Origin of the sequence: Xanthomonas arboricola pv. juglandis, from assembly GCF_905367715.1 — a bacterium.
Taxonomy (GTDB): domain Bacteria; phylum Pseudomonadota; class Gammaproteobacteria; order Xanthomonadales; family Xanthomonadaceae; genus Xanthomonas; species Xanthomonas arboricola.
In genome coordinates this window covers 510,499-527,982 of sequence record NZ_HG999362.1, presented here as the reverse complement: position 1 = coordinate 527,982, position 17,484 = coordinate 510,499, and the positions used below count along the sequence as shown (strand labels likewise).

At 66.8% G+C, this 17,484-nt stretch carries 10 protein-coding genes and 1 tRNA gene; 5 read left to right on the top strand and 6 right to left on the bottom strand.

Going from position 1 to position 17,484, the window contains the following annotated elements:
• Both KHN93_RS02205 and glgA read right to left on the bottom strand, forming a co-directional pair.
• Positions 1 to 2,232 carry a 1,4-alpha-glucan branching enzyme gene (locus KHN93_RS02205; RefSeq protein WP_211921828.1) on the bottom strand — a complete coding sequence of 744 codons (2,232 nt, stop codon included), beginning with the start codon at positions 2,230 to 2,232 and terminating at the stop codon, positions 1 to 3.
• Positions 2,229 to 3,812 (bottom strand): glycogen synthase GlgA, encoded by a 1,584-nt coding sequence (glgA, locus tag KHN93_RS02200; protein ID WP_026064138.1) that lies wholly within the window; start codon positions 3,810 to 3,812, stop codon positions 2,229 to 2,231. Before glgA ends, KHN93_RS02205 begins: the two co-directional genes overlap by 4 nt.
• A gap of 485 nt (positions 3,813 to 4,297) precedes the next feature.
• Here glgA and KHN93_RS02195 point away from each other — a divergent pair, with 485 nt between their 5' ends.
• Positions 4,298 to 5,926: a GGDEF domain-containing protein gene (locus tag KHN93_RS02195; protein ID WP_039811774.1), complete on the top strand. Its 1,629-nt coding sequence runs from the start codon at positions 4,298 to 4,300 to the stop codon at positions 5,924 to 5,926.
• Between the two features lie 154 nt (positions 5,927 to 6,080).
• Here the strand turns inward: KHN93_RS02195 and KHN93_RS02190 are convergent, their stop codons facing one another.
• Entirely contained in the window at positions 6,081 to 7,022 is a 942-nt protein-coding gene (locus tag KHN93_RS02190; protein ID WP_053046019.1) for a DUF808 domain-containing protein, read from the bottom strand.
• Between the two features lie 240 nt (positions 7,023 to 7,262).
• On the opposite strand from KHN93_RS02190, the gene KHN93_RS02185 reads away from it, so the two are divergent.
• Both KHN93_RS02185 and KHN93_RS02180 read left to right on the top strand, forming a co-directional pair.
• Positions 7,263 to 8,987 (top strand): ABC1 kinase family protein, encoded by a 1,725-nt coding sequence (locus tag KHN93_RS02185; protein ID WP_211921826.1) that lies wholly within the window; start codon positions 7,263 to 7,265, stop codon positions 8,985 to 8,987.
• Positions 8,988 to 9,359: 372 nt separating this feature from the next.
• Positions 9,360 to 11,468 carry a phosphoglycerol transferase I gene (locus KHN93_RS02180; RefSeq protein WP_211921824.1) on the top strand — a complete coding sequence of 703 codons (2,109 nt, stop codon included), beginning with the start codon at positions 9,360 to 9,362 and terminating at the stop codon, positions 11,466 to 11,468.
• A 652-nt stretch (positions 11,469 to 12,120) separates the two neighbouring features.
• Here KHN93_RS02180 and KHN93_RS02175 read toward each other — a convergent pair.
• The gene (locus KHN93_RS02175; RefSeq protein ID WP_212579579.1) at positions 12,121 to 14,544 is read right to left on the bottom strand and encodes a DUF3772 domain-containing protein; all 2,424 of its coding nucleotides are present in this window, start codon (positions 14,542 to 14,544) and stop codon (positions 12,121 to 12,123) included.
• A 352-nt stretch (positions 14,545 to 14,896) separates the two neighbouring features.
• Between KHN93_RS02175 and KHN93_RS02170 the strand changes: the two genes are divergently transcribed.
• Complete coding sequence (locus tag KHN93_RS02170; RefSeq protein ID WP_016903259.1) at positions 14,897 to 15,238, top strand: HPF/RaiA family ribosome-associated protein; 342 nt, start codon at positions 14,897 to 14,899, stop codon at positions 15,236 to 15,238.
• A 163-nt stretch (positions 15,239 to 15,401) separates the two neighbouring features.
• Here KHN93_RS02170 and KHN93_RS02165 read toward each other — a convergent pair.
• Positions 15,402 to 15,478 (bottom strand) — tRNA-Arg (locus KHN93_RS02165).
• Between the two features lie 231 nt (positions 15,479 to 15,709).
• On the opposite strand from KHN93_RS02165, the gene ubiA reads away from it, so the two are divergent.
• Entirely contained in the window at positions 15,710 to 16,615 is a 906-nt protein-coding gene (gene ubiA / locus KHN93_RS02160) for a 4-hydroxybenzoate octaprenyltransferase (protein ID WP_102255503.1), read from the top strand.
• A gap of 143 nt (positions 16,616 to 16,758) precedes the next feature.
• Here the strand turns inward: ubiA and KHN93_RS02155 are convergent, their stop codons facing one another.
• Positions 16,759 to 17,484, bottom strand: coding sequence for a ComF family protein (locus tag KHN93_RS02155; protein WP_211921822.1), 726 nt, complete (start codon positions 17,482 to 17,484; stop codon positions 16,759 to 16,761).

Sequence of the window (17,484 nt, the reverse complement as noted above, 5' to 3'; positions counted from 1 at the left end):
TTATTTCTCCGCTTGCAGATAGATCGTGGCCAGCGGCGGTAGGGTCAGGCGCAGGCGTTGTGCGTGCCCGTGCATGCCCATCGGCTCGGTCGCCAGGCGACCGCTATTGCCGAGGTTGCTGCCACCGTAATGGGCACTGTCGGTATTGAGGATTTCGCGCCAGCCGCCGGCACGCGGCACGCCAACGCGATAGTCGTGGTGCGGTTGCGGGGTGAGGTTGCTCACCGTCAGCAAGGGTGCGCCGCCATCGGGATCGTGGCGGATGAATGCCAGTACGCTGTTGCGCGCGTCATCGGCCACGCTCCAGTCGAAGCCGTCGGCACGATGCGTGCCGCGGTACAACGCCGGCACGCGACGCAAGGTGGCGTTGAGATCGCCCACCAGTTGCTGCACGCCGCGATGCGCGGCGCCGTCGAGCAGATGCCAGTCCAGCGATTGATCGTGATTCCAGTCGTTCCACTGGCCGAACTCGGCGCCCATGAATAGCAGCTTGTCACCCGGATGCGCCCACATCAGCGCCAGATACGCGCGCAGGTTGGCAAAGCGCCGCCAGTCGTCGCCGGGCATCTGGCCGAGCAGGCCGCCACTGCCGTGCACCACTTCGTCGTGCGAGATCGGCAGCACGAAACGCTCGGAGAACGCGTACACCAGGCCGAAGGTGAGCTGGCTATGGTGCTGCGCGCGCTCGGCTGGATCGCGCTGCATGTAGCTCAGCGTGTCGTGCATCCAGCCCATGTTCCATTTGTGGGTGAAGCCCAGTCCTCCCTCGCTGATCGGCGCGGTCACGCCCGGCCAGGCGGTGGACTCTTCGGCGATGCTCAGCACACCGGGAAAGCGCGTGGCGATCTCGCTGTTGAGCTGGCGCAGGAAGGCGACCGCTTCCAGATTCTCGCGGCCGCCATGCGCGTTGGGCACCCACTCGCCTTCGGCACGGCCATAGTCGCGGTACAGCATCGAGGCCACTGCATCCACGCGCAGGCCGTCGAGGTGGTAGTGGTCGATCCACTCCAGCGCGCTGCCCAGCAGATAGGCGGTCACTTCGGGCCGGCCGTAGTTGTAGATCAGCGTGTTCCAGTCGCGATGCATGCCTTCGCGCGGGTCGGCATGCTCGTACACCGCGGCGCCGTCGAACTGCGCCAGGCCGTGTGCATCATCGGGAAAGTGCGCGCTGACCCAGTCCAGGATCACGCCGATGCCGGCGCGATGACAGGCATCGACGAACTGGGCAAAGCCATCCGGACTGCCGTGGCGCGCGGTCGGTGCGTACAGCCCCAAAGGTTGATAGCCCCAGGAACCGCCGAACGGATGCTCGGTGATCGGCAGCAACTCGATATGGGTGAAGCCGAGCTGCTGCACATAGGGGATCAGCTGTGCGGCCAATCCTGGCCAGTCCAGCGGCTGGTTGTGCCCATCGCGCCGCCAGGACGCGGCATGCACTTCATAGATCGACAGCGGCGCCGGCGCGGCACTGGCATCGCGCGCGGCCATCCAGGCGGCATCGGTCCAGGCAAACGCAGCCGCGCCCGGCACCACCGAGGCGGTGGCCGGCGGCAATTCGCTCTGGCGCGCCACCGGGTCGGCCTTGAGCAATACGCGGCCATCGGCAGCGGTGACGGCGTACTTGTAACGCGTGCCGGCTTCCACACGCGGCAGGAACAGCTCCCAGAACCCGCCGATGCGCGGGCGCATCGGGTGCCGGCGCACGTCCCAGCCATTGAAATCGCCCACCACTGCCACGCGTTGCGCATGCGGCGCCCACACCGCAAAGCGCACCCCGGGCACGTCGTCGTAGTGCAGGTGCTGGGCACCCAGGGCACGGCGCAGCGCCTGGCCATCGCCGGCAGCGATCTGCAGCAGGGTGGATTCGTCCAGCGTGGCGGCAAAGGCGTATGGGTCTTCGATCTCCTGCACCACGTCCGGCCACACGATGCGCAGCCGATACGGGCCTTCGACCGCCAGCGTGCCCTCGAACACACCATCGACCGGGCCAGCCTGCATGCGCGCCAGCAACTTACCGCGTGGATCGATCAGGCCCATGGCCTCGGCACCGGGCGCCAGCACGCGCACCAGCCGGCGGCCGTCTGCCTGGGAATGCGGGCCCAATACCGCGAATGCATCGGCAGGCAGGCCATCGGCCAGCGCCTGCACGCTCTGCACCAGATCCGACATCCCATCCATGGTCACCACCGGCGCTTCCGTTTCCTGCCCCTGCACGCCCAGCCGTTCGCTCATGACACCGTCGCAAGCGCGGGAGCGGTTGCGGCGGTGCGTTCGTACAGCGAGAGGTATTTCTTGCCCGCCACATCCCAACCACTGGGACGCAGCATCGCCGCGCGGCGCATCGCCGACAGCAGGCTGGGCAAGCGGAAGGTGCGGAATGCGCGCTCCAGGCAGCGGCGCAAGGCCTCGACACTGGCGTGCTGGAATAAAAAGCCGGTGACGCCGTCATCCACGGTGTCGATCAGGCCACCGGTAGCGTGCGCGATCGGCAGGCAGCCAAAGCGTTGTGCATACATCTGGCTCAAGCCGCACGGCTCGAAGCGCGACGGCATCAGCAGGAAGTCGGCGCCGGCGAACATGCGCCGCGCCAGGCCTTCCTCGAAGCCGATGAAGGCACCGACCTGGCCCGGATAGCGCCGGGTCAGCTCGGCGACCTGTTGCTCGATCTCCGGCTCGCCGCCGCCGATCACCGCGATCTGGCCGCCGGCCGCCACGATCTGCGGGGCGACCTCGCAGATCAGGTCCAGGCCCTTCTGATGTACCAGCCGCGACACCACCGCGAACAGCGGGCCGGTGCTCTCGCGCAGCCCGAAGGCCTTGCGCACCTGCGCGGCGTTGGCCTGACGGCCCTGCCACTGATTCACGCTGAAGTGCGTGTCCAGATATTCGTCGGTACGCGGGTCCCAGCTGGCGTCGATGCCGTTGACGATGCCGGTCAACGCGCCCTTGGCGGCGCGGCCGGCCAGCAGGCGGTCCAGGCCACAGCCCTGCGCCGGGCCGGTGATCTGCTGGGCATAGCTGACGCTGACCGTGTTGACGTGGTCGGCATGCACGATGCCGCCGCGCAGGAACGACATCTGCCCGTAGAACTCCAGCTCGGCCACACGCTCGGCCGGGATGCCCAGCGCAGCGGCCATCGAATACGGCACCAGGCCCTGGTAGGCCAGGTTATGGATGGTCAACAGGCACGGCGTGGTGCCGCCGGACCAGCGCACATAGGCGGCCGCCAGCGCACACGGCCAGTCGTTGAGGTGCAGCAGGCGCGGCTTCCAGCCCAGCCCGGCATGGCCGGCGGCGATCTGCGCAGCGGCATGCGACAAGGTGGCAAAGCGGATCGCGTTGTCTTCGAACTCCGAGCCGCTGGTGCTCACATAGGGCGAGCCGTCACGTTCGAACAATTCCTTGGACAGCAGGATGTAGATCGGCAGGCCGTCCGATTGCACGATGCGGCCGATGTCGCAGGCCGGCAGTGCGGCGTGCGCCAGCACCCGGCCGACGATCTCCACCTTGCCCGCCCGCGCCAGTACCGCGCGGTAGCCGGGAATCAGCACACGGACGTCGTAGCGATGGCGCAGCGCGCGTGGCAGCGCCGCAGCCACATCGCCCAGACCGCCCGCCTTGATGAAGTCCGCCATCTCCGACACCACGAACAAGGCGCCGCGGGTATCGGCCGGCGACACCGGCAGACGCTCGTGATGGCGAATGAAGCGGCCACGTGCATCACGCGGTCGCCCGCTCTTCTTCAGAGTGGGGAGCATCGTGCTGCGCTCGAAGCGTGCGGTAGTAGCGTGAAGCGGCATCATGGCAACCATCTAAACGTCCGTCGTAAAGTGGGTGGAGACGGAAAACAGCGAAGCGACAACCATCATCTGCCGATTCAGCCAGACGACCTGCTACGAATGAGGAGCGGGGCCAACGCGCGTACTCCACGTTGTCCTTGAGATGAATCTACACCCCGTGCAAATAAAATATGCGTGAATACGTGCTGACTTTTCTGCGACAGCTACATTCCCTTGCGCATGGTTGCGCATGCCTACTGGCATAAGCGGCGCATTGCAGTGCGATGACATCCCTGCCGTGGTGCGCGGTTGTTGAAACGCACCGAAAGCGGGCGGTGACGGCGGCGCCCGCCATCATCCGCCTGACTTGTTCAGGCATGCGCGCAGGTCGCGCATCGCCCACCGCCTGGCATCGGGCGGGCACGCCGGAACTGCGCAGAACTGCCCAGACCGCTTAAGCGCGACGCCTGCGCGCCGATAACCAGCGATGGCACCACGACTTTCCGAGATCCCGGCGCATGGCAGACCAGCCTGAACTCCCAAGCCGCCCACGTGGCGGGCTGCGCCGCCTGTTGCCCTGGGGCGGGGCGGACAGCGCGCGCCCGGCCGCCGCCCTGCCAAGCGTGATCGGCAGCGAGCGCGGCGGGCACGGCCTGGCCGCGCATCAGCTGGTGCCGGCCAAGAACAAGTCCGGCGCGCACGACCCGGCGGCCGCCACCGCCCTGTTGATGCGCCTGTTCTCGCACGCCGCGCATCCGGAGGCCTTGCTGCTGGCCTTTGCCGAAGGCATCACCAGCCTGCATGGCGAACTCGGCGACATGGGCGTGCGCCTGAGCGCGGCCTATGCGGCCGGCGACTGGCCCGGCTATGGCCGCGCCTTGCGGCAACTGATCGACAAGTACATCCGCACCATCGACACCGGCGACTCGCTGGCCGAAGGACGCACCGAAGCCGAGCAACTGCGCGACCTGCTGCGGCACGCGCTGGGCAATGCCCTGTCCACGCTGCTGCAACGCAGCCCGGAACTGGCCGAGGAAGCACAGACCCTGGCATCGGCACTGCGCCATTGGCGCCCCGGCCATGAGCTGATCACCCTGGAACAGCGCCTGCGCGAACTGAGTCATCAGATCGGCCTGCGTGCCGAAGATGCCAGCGAGCAGCAGAACCTGCTGCTCGGCCTGTTCGACCTGTTGTTGGAAAACGTCGGCGAACTGCTCGACGATCGCAGCTGGCTGCAGGGCCAGATCTCGGTGGTGCGGCAGCTGATCTCCGGGCCGCTGGATGTCGGCTCGATCGAACAGGCACGCGGCACCTTGCGCGAGGTCATCTACAAGCAGGGCCTGCTCAAGCAAGGCATTGCCGACTCCAAGACCGCGATGCGCGAGATGATGGTGTCCTTCGTCGACCGGCTCGACGGCATGGCCACCAGCACCGGCGAGTACCACGATCGCGTTGCCGGCTATTCGCAGGCGATCGGCGACGCTCGCAGCATTCCCGACCTCAACCGGCTGTTGCAGGACGTGCTGCAGGACACCGCCGGGGTGCAGGCGCAGGCACTGGCCGCGCGCGACGAACTGCTGGCCGCACGCCGCCAGGTCGAGGACGCCGAGCAGCGCATCGCCTCGCTCGAACAGGAACTCAAGGACGTGGCCGGGCTGGTGCGCGAAGACCAGCTGACCGGCGCGCTGAACCGCCGCGGCTTCGAGGAACTGTTCCAGCGCGAGGCCGCACGCACCCAGCGCGGCGGGCAACCGTTGTGCGTGGCGATGCTGGATCTGGACGACTTCCGCCGCCTCAACGAGACCCACGGCCACGCCGGTGGCGACGCCGCGCTGCGCCACACCGTGGACGTGGCCAAGTCGGTGCTGCGCACCACCGATGCCATCGCCCGCTTCGGCGGCGAGGAGTTCGTGCTGCTGTTGCCGGACTCCACCATCTTCGAAGCCAGCGCGGCGGTGATCCGCCTGCAGCGCGCACTGGCCCAGCGCTCTTTGCTGCACGAGGACGTGCGCGTGTTCGTCAGCTTCAGCGGCGGCGTGGCACTGCGCCATCTCGACGAGGCCCAGGACGATGTGATCCGCCGTGCCGACCGCGCCATGTACGACGCCAAGGCGGCCGGCAAGAATCGGGTGATCAGCGCCGACTAGCCGCGAACGCGGCCTGCCGCATCGACCGGTCGGACCGGATCACCGACGCACGACGCAGAGGCGCCGCAGGTCCTTCGGTTGCCGCCGGGCTCCCACCACGACCAGCCGCTTCCATGCGGCTGCCAGGGGCTCCCCTGGCCGCCGCGGGACGGCATCAGTGCGCCGCCGGCTTCCCGCGCAGCTTCTGGAACAGCATCACTGCGCCCAGCACGATCGCACCGGCAATCACACCGACCAGCATGTTGCCCAGTGCATCGACCAACCAGCCCATGCCGCCGGCCGACTTGGCCAGGTCCTGCACCAGGTGATGCAGCGCCGGGATGTTGTGCACCAGGATGCCGCCGCCGACCAGGAACATCGCCAGCGTGCCGGCCACCGACAGGAACTTCATCAGCCACGGCGCGGCCACCAGGATGCCGCGGCCCAGCGCCGCCAACGCCGCGCCCTTCTTGCTCAGGTACAGGCCCAGGTCGTCCAGCTTGACGATGGCCGCAACCAGACCGTACACGCCGATGGTCATCGCCAGGGCGATCGCCACCAGCACCGCGACCTGCTGGCCGAACGACACCCCGGCCACCACGCCCAGCGACAGCACGATGATCTCCGCCGACAGGATGAAGTCGGTGCGGATCGCGCCCTTGACCTTGTCCTTTTCCAGCGCCACCACGTCCACGTTCTGGTCGGCCAGCGCGCGGGTGCGCTCGGCATGCCGCTGCGCTTCCTCGTCCTGGTTGTGCAGGAACTTGTGCGCCAGCTTCTCCACGCCCTCGAAGCACAGGTAGGCACCGCCGATCATCATCAGCGGCATCACCAGCGGCACGTTGTAGCCGCGCCCGCGCAGCCAGGCTTCCAGCGCGCTGATCGCCAGCGCCGCCGGCACCAGGATCACCTTGTTCATCAGCGAGCCCTTGGCCACTGCCCACACCACCGGCAGCTCGCGGTCGGCGGTGACGCCGGTGACCTGCTGCGCATTGAGCGCCAGGTCGTCGCCCAGGACGCCAGCGGTCTTCTTGGCCGCGACCTTGGTCAGGATGGAAACGTCGTCCAGCAGCGTGGCGATGTCGTCGAGCAGGGTGAACAGGCTGGCACCGGCCATGCGGGGGTCCTTCGTGAGTGGCGGTGGATTCTCGCCGATCCTGCGCCCGTATGGGGTGATGGCAGGCCGTTGCACGCCGTTGCCGGCCGTTGGCGCGTGATGCCGATGCCCGCCGGCCGCACGATCCGGCCATGCCCGCCGGCCCCGAGCCGCACCCGACTACGCCATGGCAACACGTCTGGATTCACCGCCCGACGACCCGCCGCTGGCCACACTCGCGCTCTTGCACGACCGCCGGAGATGGCCTTGAGTCCGAACGACCCGTACCGCACACCGGCCCAGGCCGCGATCCCCGCCGACACCGGCGTGGTGGGCGGCATGAGCCGTCGCACGCAGATCCTGCGCCTGTTGCTGCGGTATCGCGGGTCGGGCGTGTTCGCCGGCATGAACCTGGATCCGGCCGCAATCAACGAGTACGAAGTGCCCGCCGAAGGCACGCCCGACCAGTTCGTCTCCGACCTGGAGGCGCTCGGCCCCACCTTCGTCAAGCTCGGCCAGATGCTGTCTACGCGGCCGGACATCGTGCCGCCGGAGTTCGCCACGGCGCTGGAACGCATGCAGGAGAACACCAGTTCGGTGCCGGTGGAGCGCATCCGCCAGATCATCGAAGAAGAACTCGGCGTATCGGTCAACAAGGCGTTCTCGTTTTTCGATCCGGTGCCGCTGGGCTGCGCCTCGCTGGCGCAGGTGCACCGCGCCGCCCTGCGCGACGGCACCCCGGTGGCGATCAAGGTGCAAAAGCCCGAAGTCGCCGCCCAGGTACGCTCGGACCTGGACGTGCTCAAGAGCTTTGCCACCGCCGCCGACCGCCTGACCGGCATCGGCCGGCGCGTGCGCTTTGCCGACTGGCTGGGCGAATTCGGCAAGACCCTGCGTGCCGAGCTCAATTACGAGGACGAGGCCGAGACGCTGGTGCGCTTCGGCAAGCATCTCAAGCCGTTTCCGCTGTTGTGGATCCCGCAACCGGTGTGGGACCTGAGCAGCCGCAAGGTGCTGACCATGCAGCTGGCCGAAGGCGTGCGCGTGGACAAGATCTCCGGCCTGCGCCGCACCGAGCAGCCGATGGACAAGCTGGCCGCAGAGCTGGTCAAGGGTTACCTGGACCAGATGTTCGTGCATGGCGAGATCCATGCCGACCCGCATCCGGGCAATCTGCGCGTGCTGCAGGACGGGCGCCTGGCGATCTTCGACCTGGGCATGGTCGCGCACGTGCCGCCGCGCCTGCGCGAGCGCTTGCTCAAGCTGCTGTTCGCCGCCGTCGACGGCCGTGGCGAAGAGGTCGCCGAAGAGACCATCGCGCTGAGCACGCGCCTGGAGGATTACGACGAAGACCGCTACCAGCGCGAAACCGGGCAGATGATTGCCCGCTACGCCGCGCACGACACCACTTCCGAGGGCCGCGTGGTGCTGGATCTGGTGCGCATCGCCACCTCCAACGGCTTGCGCACGCCGCCGGAGCTGAGCCTGCTCGGCAAGACCTTGTTGAACCTGGAAGGCGTGTGCCGCACGCTGTCGCCGCACCTGGACACGCGCCGCGTCGTCGAGCGCCACCTGCAGCATGTGATGCGCGCGCGCCTGAAAAAGTCGCTGTCGGCCGCCAATTTGGCCAGCGAGGCGATGGAGCTGCAACATCTGGTGCGCGAAGGACCGCGCCGCATGTCCGAGATCCTCTCGCTGGCAGCGGAAAACCGCCTGCAGATGCGCGTCACCGGGCTGGAAGAATCGCATCTGATGGAAAGCCTGCAGAAGATCGCCAACCGCGTGGCGGCCGGCATCGTGACTGCGGCGCTGATCATGGCCTCGGCGCAGATGATGCGTATCGAAACCGGCTTGAAGCTATGGGGCTATCCGGCGATTGCGATGGTGCTGTTCCTGCTCGGCGTCGTGCTGGGCCTGGGCATCGTGCTCAGTGCGCTGCTGTTCGACCGCCGTGTGCGTGCACGCGAAGAACGCGGGCATCGATAGCGCCACACCCCCGCGTAGGAGCGCACCCGGGCGCGACGCAGCTTAACCGGCGTCGCATGCCAAGACCGCCGCATCCAGCGGTCAAAAGGAATCGGGCGATGTGGCGTTATCGAAACGTCGCCTATGTGCGAAAGCCGCGCCAGTTGCGGAGTGCAGAAACCGTGGATCCCTCAGCGAGCGCCACCACGACCAGCTGATCGTCAGCGCGCGCAACCACCGCGCTACGACAAGCGCTCAACTCCAACAAACATTTCAGTCAGCTTCAGCGCGGCATAGTCCGTCATCCGGGTGTCACATTGAGTGTGGCGCACAGGACATGGCGAGCAAGGCGTCCGGTACGCGCTCGCATCATTCCCCCACGGACGCTGCCGCATGCATTGGATGTTGTTGTTTTCGCTGTTGCTCCTGCTTTGGCTATTGGTCGCCTCGCCGCGTCTGGCATGGCTGAAGGCCGGATTGTTGTCGTTGCTGCTGCTGTTGCTCAGTGCCTGGGGCCTGGTGGATCGGCTCAGCGGCGACGGCATCAACGCTGCCACGCTGTATCACCTGCGCGCGGACATGGACGGTGCCGGCGTCAGCGATTTCTCCGGCTATATCGCCGTGTTTATCGGCATGGTGCTGTTATCGCTCAGCCCGCTGGTGTTGCTCAGGGTGCGACGCTTCCGTCGCCCGCGTGGAGGCAATGCGGTGTTTGGCGGCTTCGTGGTGATCTTGCTGGTGAGCATCGCGGTCAGCCCCTTGTACCGCGACGGCAAACGCCTGTACTACCAGCTGCGCCCGGTGGATTACGCCACCGTGGTACCGGAATATCTGGTGCCGCAGCAGCCCTTGCAGAAGCGCAAGAACATCGTGTGGATCTACGGCGAGAGCCTGGAACGCACCTACTTCGACGAAGACGTGTTTCCCGGCCTGATGCCAAACCTGCGCGCGCTGGCCAGCGAGGCGGTGGACGTGCGCAACCTCACCTCCACCGAGGGCAGCGGCTGGACCATCGCCGGCATGGTCGCCTCGATGTGCGGCGTGCCGCTGACCACCGCACCCGGCGATGAAAACAGCATGGGCCGCATGGGCCTGTTCCTGCCCGAAGCGCGCTGCCTGGGCGACTATCTCAAGGATCAGGGCTACCGCAATCACTATGTCGGTGGCGCCGATGCCAGCTTTGCCGGCAAGGGCAGTTTTCTGTCCAGCCATGGCTTCGATGTGGTGCACGACGTCAGCTACTTCCGCGACAGGGGCGTGGCGCCGAAACACTTTTCCGCCTGGGGCGTGCACGACGATGTGCTGCTGGACGATGCCTGGGACAGCTTCCAGACGCTGTCGCGCGCCGGCCAGCCGTTCATGCTCACCACGCTGACCATGGACACCCACCACCCTGCCGGCCATCTGCCGCTGGCGTGCAAGGGCCAGCACTACGACAGCGCGTTGGGCGACATCGGGCTGCTGCATGCGATCAAGTGCAGCGACCGGCTGATCGGCGAGCTGGTCGCACGCATTCGCAACAGCCGCTACGGCAAGAACACCATCATCGTGATCGCCTCCGATCATTTGGCGATGCCCAACGATCTCAGCGATGTCCTGGCCAAGCAAAAGCGCGAAAACCTGCTGCTGTTCCTGGGCAAGGACATCGCCCCGCAGCAAGTGGTCACACGCGCCGGCAGCACATTGGATTCGGGGGCGACGCTGCTGCAGTTGCTGGAGCCGGGCATGCGCACGCTGGGCTTCGGCCGCTCGCTGCTGGCCAACGATGCGCCCCCCAGCGCCAGCGTTGCGGCCAGCCGCGACAGCGGCAAGGACTACCCGCGCTATCTCGCTTACGCACGCACGCTGTGGACCGGGCGCAGCACCCGCATGCTGCGCATCAACGGCAACGGCGATGTGGTGGTGGGCGTGCAGCAGGTGCGCCCGCCGGTGCTGCTGGAATACGACGACGACACCAATCTCAAAACCGTCTATCTGGAAAACACCTCGCGCCAGTTCGACCGCACCCGCACCGAGGGCACGCTGGCCTATGTGGATCGCTGCACGGCGTTCGAGGACGGCTCGGCCGATGGCGACTGGTGCGCGCTGGTGGTCGACCGCCACCAGAGCATGAAGCTGTACCGCGACCCGGACCTGACCCGCGGCATCGCTGTGGATGCGCCACTGGAGGCCAGCCAGCAAGGCCCGCGCCCACGCGTGCGCCAGCCGATCATGCTCACCCAGGCCGCGCGCAAGACCGAAGCCGGTCGCTACATGCTGGAGCTGTACGCCAAGCGCCGGCCAACGCGTGCATTCTGGGTAGAGGCAGTCTCGTCGGAGCGCAAGGTGGTGCTGGCCCAGCAATGGGTGGTGCCCGATGCGGCCGGTCGCATCCGCATGCCGGTGGGCCTGGAACATGCGGTGGACGATCTGGAAATCCGCGCCTGGCTGGACTACACCGAAGACGTCAGCGTGGACGACCTGGCGCTGGTGAAGCAGACCCAGGTCGCGGATCGCTCCTGAGTCTGGCTGTCGTCCTGTATGAAGCAACGGCGAAGGCAAAGCTCAAGAGCAACGTCGAAGCTTGCGATCTGTGGCCTGGCTGCGGGCCCTTGCCCGCCCACCATCGCAGGACGCGCCGCAAGTACGTCCATGTAGGCTCTTACGCGGCATCCATGCCGCGTAAGGTCCCGCGACGGTGGGCAGGCAAGGACCAGTCGAAATGGTCGGTGTGTATGGCGCAGGCAGAGCGGGAACTGCGTTGTTCGATCACTGTGCGTGCGAGCAGCCTTGCATCGCAAGTTGAGCATTGGGCAGGTTTTCAAAACGCGACCTGCAACCTCTTTATTCGCCTATCGCAGTGCAAACCGGGCATTACGCTTTCAAAAAGCAGCCGAGCAACTTTCTGGTGCGGTGTCCTTGCCGGTTGCGGGACCCTTGGCGGCATGGATGCCGCCAAGGAGCCTCCATGGACGGATTCACGGCGTGTCCCGCAAGTAGTAAGGGCACCGCACGCTCGACCAACCAAGCTTTTGACCTGAGAGTTAAACAACGCCAGCACTCGAAATCTCGGTTGTTTGGGACAGCTGGATAGTGCGGATAAATCAGTTGTAGCTAGGCAGATCCAAAACCCCACTGCAGCGCCCCTTCCCGCGCGCTGCATCCACGTGTCGACTCAATCTTCCGATGCAGGCGTGCCATCGGCTGGATCGCGCGCCACCGCGGCACCTGCACGGCTGAACCGAATTTCCTGCGGCGATTGCAGCGCAATCCCCGCCGTTTCCATCCGCTGCAACAAGGCGAAGAACAGCTCGCTGCGTACTCCGTACGAATCGCGCGGGCTGCGCACATAGGCGAACGAATTGAAGTTGACGTGCCCGCCGGCCAGCGAATCGATGAACACCGAGGGGGCCGGATCGGCCAGCACCTTGGTGTGCTCGGCGAACAGGTCCAGCAGCATGTTGCGCACCTTTGCCACGTCGGTTTCCAGCGGCACCGAGAACTGCAGCTGCACCCGCCCCATCGGGTTGGACAGGGTCATGTTGCGCACGCTCTTGGTGATCAATTCCGAGTTGGGCACGATCAGGGTGGAGCGGTCGCCGACCTGGATCTCGGTCGCACGCACGCTGATCTTGCGCACGTCGCCCTCCTGGTCGCCGATACGCACCCAGTCGCCGATCTTCACCGGCCGCTCGGCCAGCAGGATCAGGCCCGACACGAAGTTCTGCGTGATCGCCTGCAGACCGAAACCGATACCCACCGACAGCGCGCTCAACACCAGCGCAAGCCGCTTCAGATCCAGGCCCAATGCAGTCAGGCCCCACACCACCACGATCAGCCAGCCCAGGTAGCGCGCCACCGTGCTGATGGAATTGCGCGCGCCGTCATCGAGCTCGGTCTTGGGCAGATAGGTGTTGAGCAACCACTGCTGCACCACGTGCACCAGCCCCATGCCGAGCAGGAACACGCACAGCGCCCTGAACACATCGCCCGGGGTGATCACCAGCTCCTTGCCGATGGTGATGCCGTGGGCGATGTTCTCCGCCCAGTCGGTGACCACGCTGATGTTGGCGCCATATGGCGTCAGCAGTACCGCAATGCCCAGCAGCACCAACAGCACCCGGGTTGCCGCCGATATCAGCAGCCCGAGCTGCACCAGGCGTCCACTGCCGATGCTGAGCGCATGCGACAAGGCCCGGCTGAAGCGGCCGTCGGGCTTGAACAGCCAGGTCATCAGATCGTCGGCAAAGACCACCAGCAGGCCGAGCAGGCTGCACACCAAGGTGATCCAGATGATCTGCCGCTCCACGAACAACGCCAGATTGAGATAGCCGAACAAGGCCGCGATCAGCGCAAAGATCACCGCCAGATGGCCCAGCAGGCGGATCAGCACGATAAAGCCGCCACCGCGCGAGACCACCGGCGGCGGCGCATCGCTGTCCGGATCGGCCACACCGGCATTTGCCGCATGCGCACGCAAGGACAGGCTCAGCCCGGCCAACGCCGACAGGATCAACCCCGCGTACAGCAACGCGGCCAGCGCATCGGTGGCGGTGGTCAGTGCGGGGCTGCTGCCGGCCACCTCGTTGATCTTCATCGCCATGCCGCTGAACCAGATCACCGCCGCGGTGGCCAAGCAATGCACGCGCAGGCGGTCGACAGTGGCATCGTCCAGCGGGAACAGGCGCCAGCTGGGCTGATGTTTCATCAACAGGCTGGCACTGAGCGAACCGACGAAGGCAGCCACCACGCTGATGGCGACGAATCCGGTCAGCAACTGGTCCAGATCGTCAGGCAGCTCGCCGAGCGCGCGGATGCCCTCGACCAGCACGAATGCCGCAATCCCCAGAGTCAGCGTGCCGACCAACAGAAACCACAGTGCCAGCCCCGAGCGTCGCAGGCGCCCGCCGGGCGCACGCGAGGCCGCATAGCGACGCCCCAGATGGCGCAGGAAGATGCGCAGCGGAAGCGCCAGCAGCAACGCGATGACGGCAGCGGTCATCAGCCCGCCCACGCCGTTGGCGGCGATGCCGGCCTGCACCATCTGCACCGTCTTGTCGGACAAGGCCTGCAGGCGGGCACGATCGTCAGGCCATTGCTGCCCGATCTGTTTCCACAAGGTCGGCGACAACGGCGATGCGACCCGCGTGGAGAGCTTCACGCTGAAGCGTTGCACGCGCTCGCGTTCGAGCCGGTCGGCCAGTTCCTTGGCATTGGAGACCAGCAGCGTGGCCCGGATGAACTCGGCATTGAGCTGATCGCGCTCCTTGGTCAGCGCCTTGCGCTGTTTTGCCAGGTCGGCCGGTTCGTTCGGCGCCGCGACACCGAGCCCCTCCAGTCGCCCGTTGAGCTCCTTGAGCGGTTGCTCCAGCGTGCGCACCAGATCCTGCGCCTGCCGCTGCGCGCCGGCGACATCGTCGGTGAGCTTGCCGAGCTGCTCGGTGTCGGCCTTCTCCATGCCCGCGTCGGCCTGGGTCAGCACCTTCTGCATGTTGTCGAGCTGAGTCTGTGCGGTCTCCAGCAGCGTGTCGTCGTCCTGCGCCACGGCGGCGCCCACGCACACCATCCACAACGCGACCAGCAGCAGCACACGCTGCAACACGCCGCGACGGGCACCCAGGGCAACTCGGAATTCGGACACAGGCAAGGATCGGACAGGCGCACACCAGCGCGGTGCCGGCATCTTAATCCACTGCTTCCAGCCAGGCAGATCAAAGCTGCCGTGAGGGTTCAGCCTGGCAGAGCTCGCCAGCAGCGGCTGTTGCTGCGCGATCGCAGGTTCTTTCGCGATGCGGTGACAGCGCCACCCGCCGCAGTGGATGCACCGTCCGGTCATCCCAACCTGAGCATGAACGCGGTGCAGCTTGTCACCTCGCGGCAACGGTGCGCTGTCGCAGAATCGAGTCACCGCTACGGCAGACGCAGCGGATGACCGCGAAGGAGAACACTCTATGCAGATTCAGATCCAGACCGACAAGCACGTGCCGCATGACCCCTCAGTCGTGCAGCATGTCGAGAAGACCTGCTCCGCCCAGCTGGCGCATTTCGCCAACGACATCACCCGCGTCGAAGTGCATTTGCGCGATGAGAACGGCCAACGCGGCGGCGCGGCGGATCGAACCTGCAGCATCGAGGCGCACGTCGCCGGCCTGCCGCCGATCGCGGCCACCAATAGCGCCGAAACCACCGCCTCGGCCGTCACCGGCGCCGCACGCAAGCTGCGCACCGCCATCGAACACGCACGTGGCAAGCAGCACGCCAAGGCCACCGCACCGCCGCCGGAAATGCTCTGATCCGCGCCTGGGCAGGGTGGCGCCAGGCGCCCCCTGCCAGCCGCTGCATCGTTGGCACCGCAGCGCAATAACGCATTGATACATCAGCCGGCACCAACTCCTGGTCCAGAAACGCCATCGGCCCGCTGCAGTGTCACTGCAGCGGGCCGATGGCGTTTTGATCTGGTGCGCCCGGAGGGATTCGAACCCCCGACCAATGGCTTCGGAAGCCACTACTCTATCCGGCTGAGCTACGAGCGCCTGGCCGGGCATTATGCCAGAACCACCGCCGCGCGCGTGACATCCGCAACGCGGGGCCTGCCGAACGGCCGGACACCGCTGCATTGCCGATGGAACCCTGGTCCGGAGCCCGCGCCAGTGCGGGGCCGCTTGGCGCGACCTCGCGCAGCTGCCCGGAAATTTGGACGATGCCTGGCTTGATCGTCACCCAGCGCATGACCGCAGCCGAGCCGCGCTGCTACCCTTTGCAGCATGAGCAAGCATGGTGTTGAACAGCTGCCGACAGCGCCCGCGCTGACCTGGCCGCAGCGACTGGGGCAGTACTGGACGTTGGTCCGCGGCGATCGTCCGATCGGCAGCCTGTTATTGCTGTGGCCCACCTGGTGGGCGTTGTGGCTGGCCGCCGGTGGCCTGCCGCCGCTGTGGACACTGTTCGTGTTCACCGCCGGGGTCTGGCTGACCCGCTCGGCCGGCTGCGTGATCAACGACTATGCCGACCGCTGGCTGGACCCGCATGTGGAGCGCACCAAGTCGCGCCCGCTGGCCACCGGGGCGGTGTCCGGGCGCGAGGCGCTGTGGGTGTTCGTGGTGCTGATGCTGGTGGCATTCGCGCTGGTGCTCACGCTCAACTGGCTGACCGTGGCCCTGAGCGTGCCGGGCGTGTTCCTGGCCGCCAGCTATCCCTATCTCAAACGCCACACCCACCTGCCCCAGGTCTATCTGGGCATGGCCTTCGGCTGGGGCATCCCGATGGCCTTCGCCGCGGTGCAGGGCAGCGTGCCATTGCTGGGCTGGCTGCTGTATGCGGCCAACATCCTCTGGGCCACGGCCTACGACACCTGGTATGCGATGGTCGACCGCGAGGACGACATCCGCATGGGCAGCAAGTCCACCGCCATCCTGTTCGGCAGGTTCGACCTGATCGCGCAAGGCCTGCTGTATGCATCAATGTTTGCTGCATTGGCGCTGGTCGGCCTGCGCGCCGGTCTCGGTATCGCGTACTGGGCGGGGCTGGGCGTGGCCGCACTGCTGGTGGCCTACGAGTTCCGCCTCGCCCGCCACCGCGAACGCGGCCCGTGCTTCCGCGCCTTCCTGCACAACAACTGGGTGGGCCTGGCGATCTTCGTCGGCATCGCCGCGGCGCTGGGATTGCGCTGACGCGCAGAAAGGTCAATCGCCTCGGCTTCAGCCCCTCTCCCCGCGGGAGAGGGGGTTGGGGGTGAGGGTACGGGCGAAGCCCCATGCTGCAGCTCACAACCCCCAGCCCACGCTGCAGCTCACAACCCCCGGCCCACCAAGCCTCACGGCACCCGCGCGCATACCCACGCATCCACCCGCTGCACACCGGCCCGCTGCAAGGCCTGCGCCGCCGCATGCAGCGTCGCACCGGTGGTCATCACGTCATCCACCAGGGCCACATGCGCGGGCAAGGCGCCACGCGCGACAAAGGCCTGGCGCAGATTGCGCTGACGCTCGGCCGCATCCAGCTCCGATTGCGGCGCGGTCGCGCGGACCCGGCGCAGCAACGGCAGGCAGGGCAGCCGCAGCGCGCGGCCGAGCGGTCTGGCCAGCTCCAGCGCCTGATCGTAACCACGCTGGCGCAAGCGCTGCCGGTGCAGACTCACCGGCACCAGCGCCTGCGGACGCGGCAGGCCTGCGCAACGTTTGGCCATCAACTCGCTGAGCAAGCGCCCGGCAGCCAGATCCTGGTGGAACTTGAAACGCCGCAGCAAGCCATCCACCGGCCAGCGATAGGTGAAACACGCATGCACGCGTTGCAGCGGTGGCGGGTGCTGCAGGCATTGCCCGCACAGCAGCGCGTCACCGCAGGCGTATAGCTGCGTTGCGCAACGCAGGCAGGCGTGCCCGTGATCCGGCAATGCGGCGCGACACGACGGGCACAGATCGCAGTCGGCGCTGCCGGGTTCCGCGCACACCAGGCACCGGCTCGGCAGCAGCAGCCGCAACACCCGGCGCGGCCACCTGTAAACCGAGTTGACCTCTTCGAAGTTGACAGCCTCTTCCAT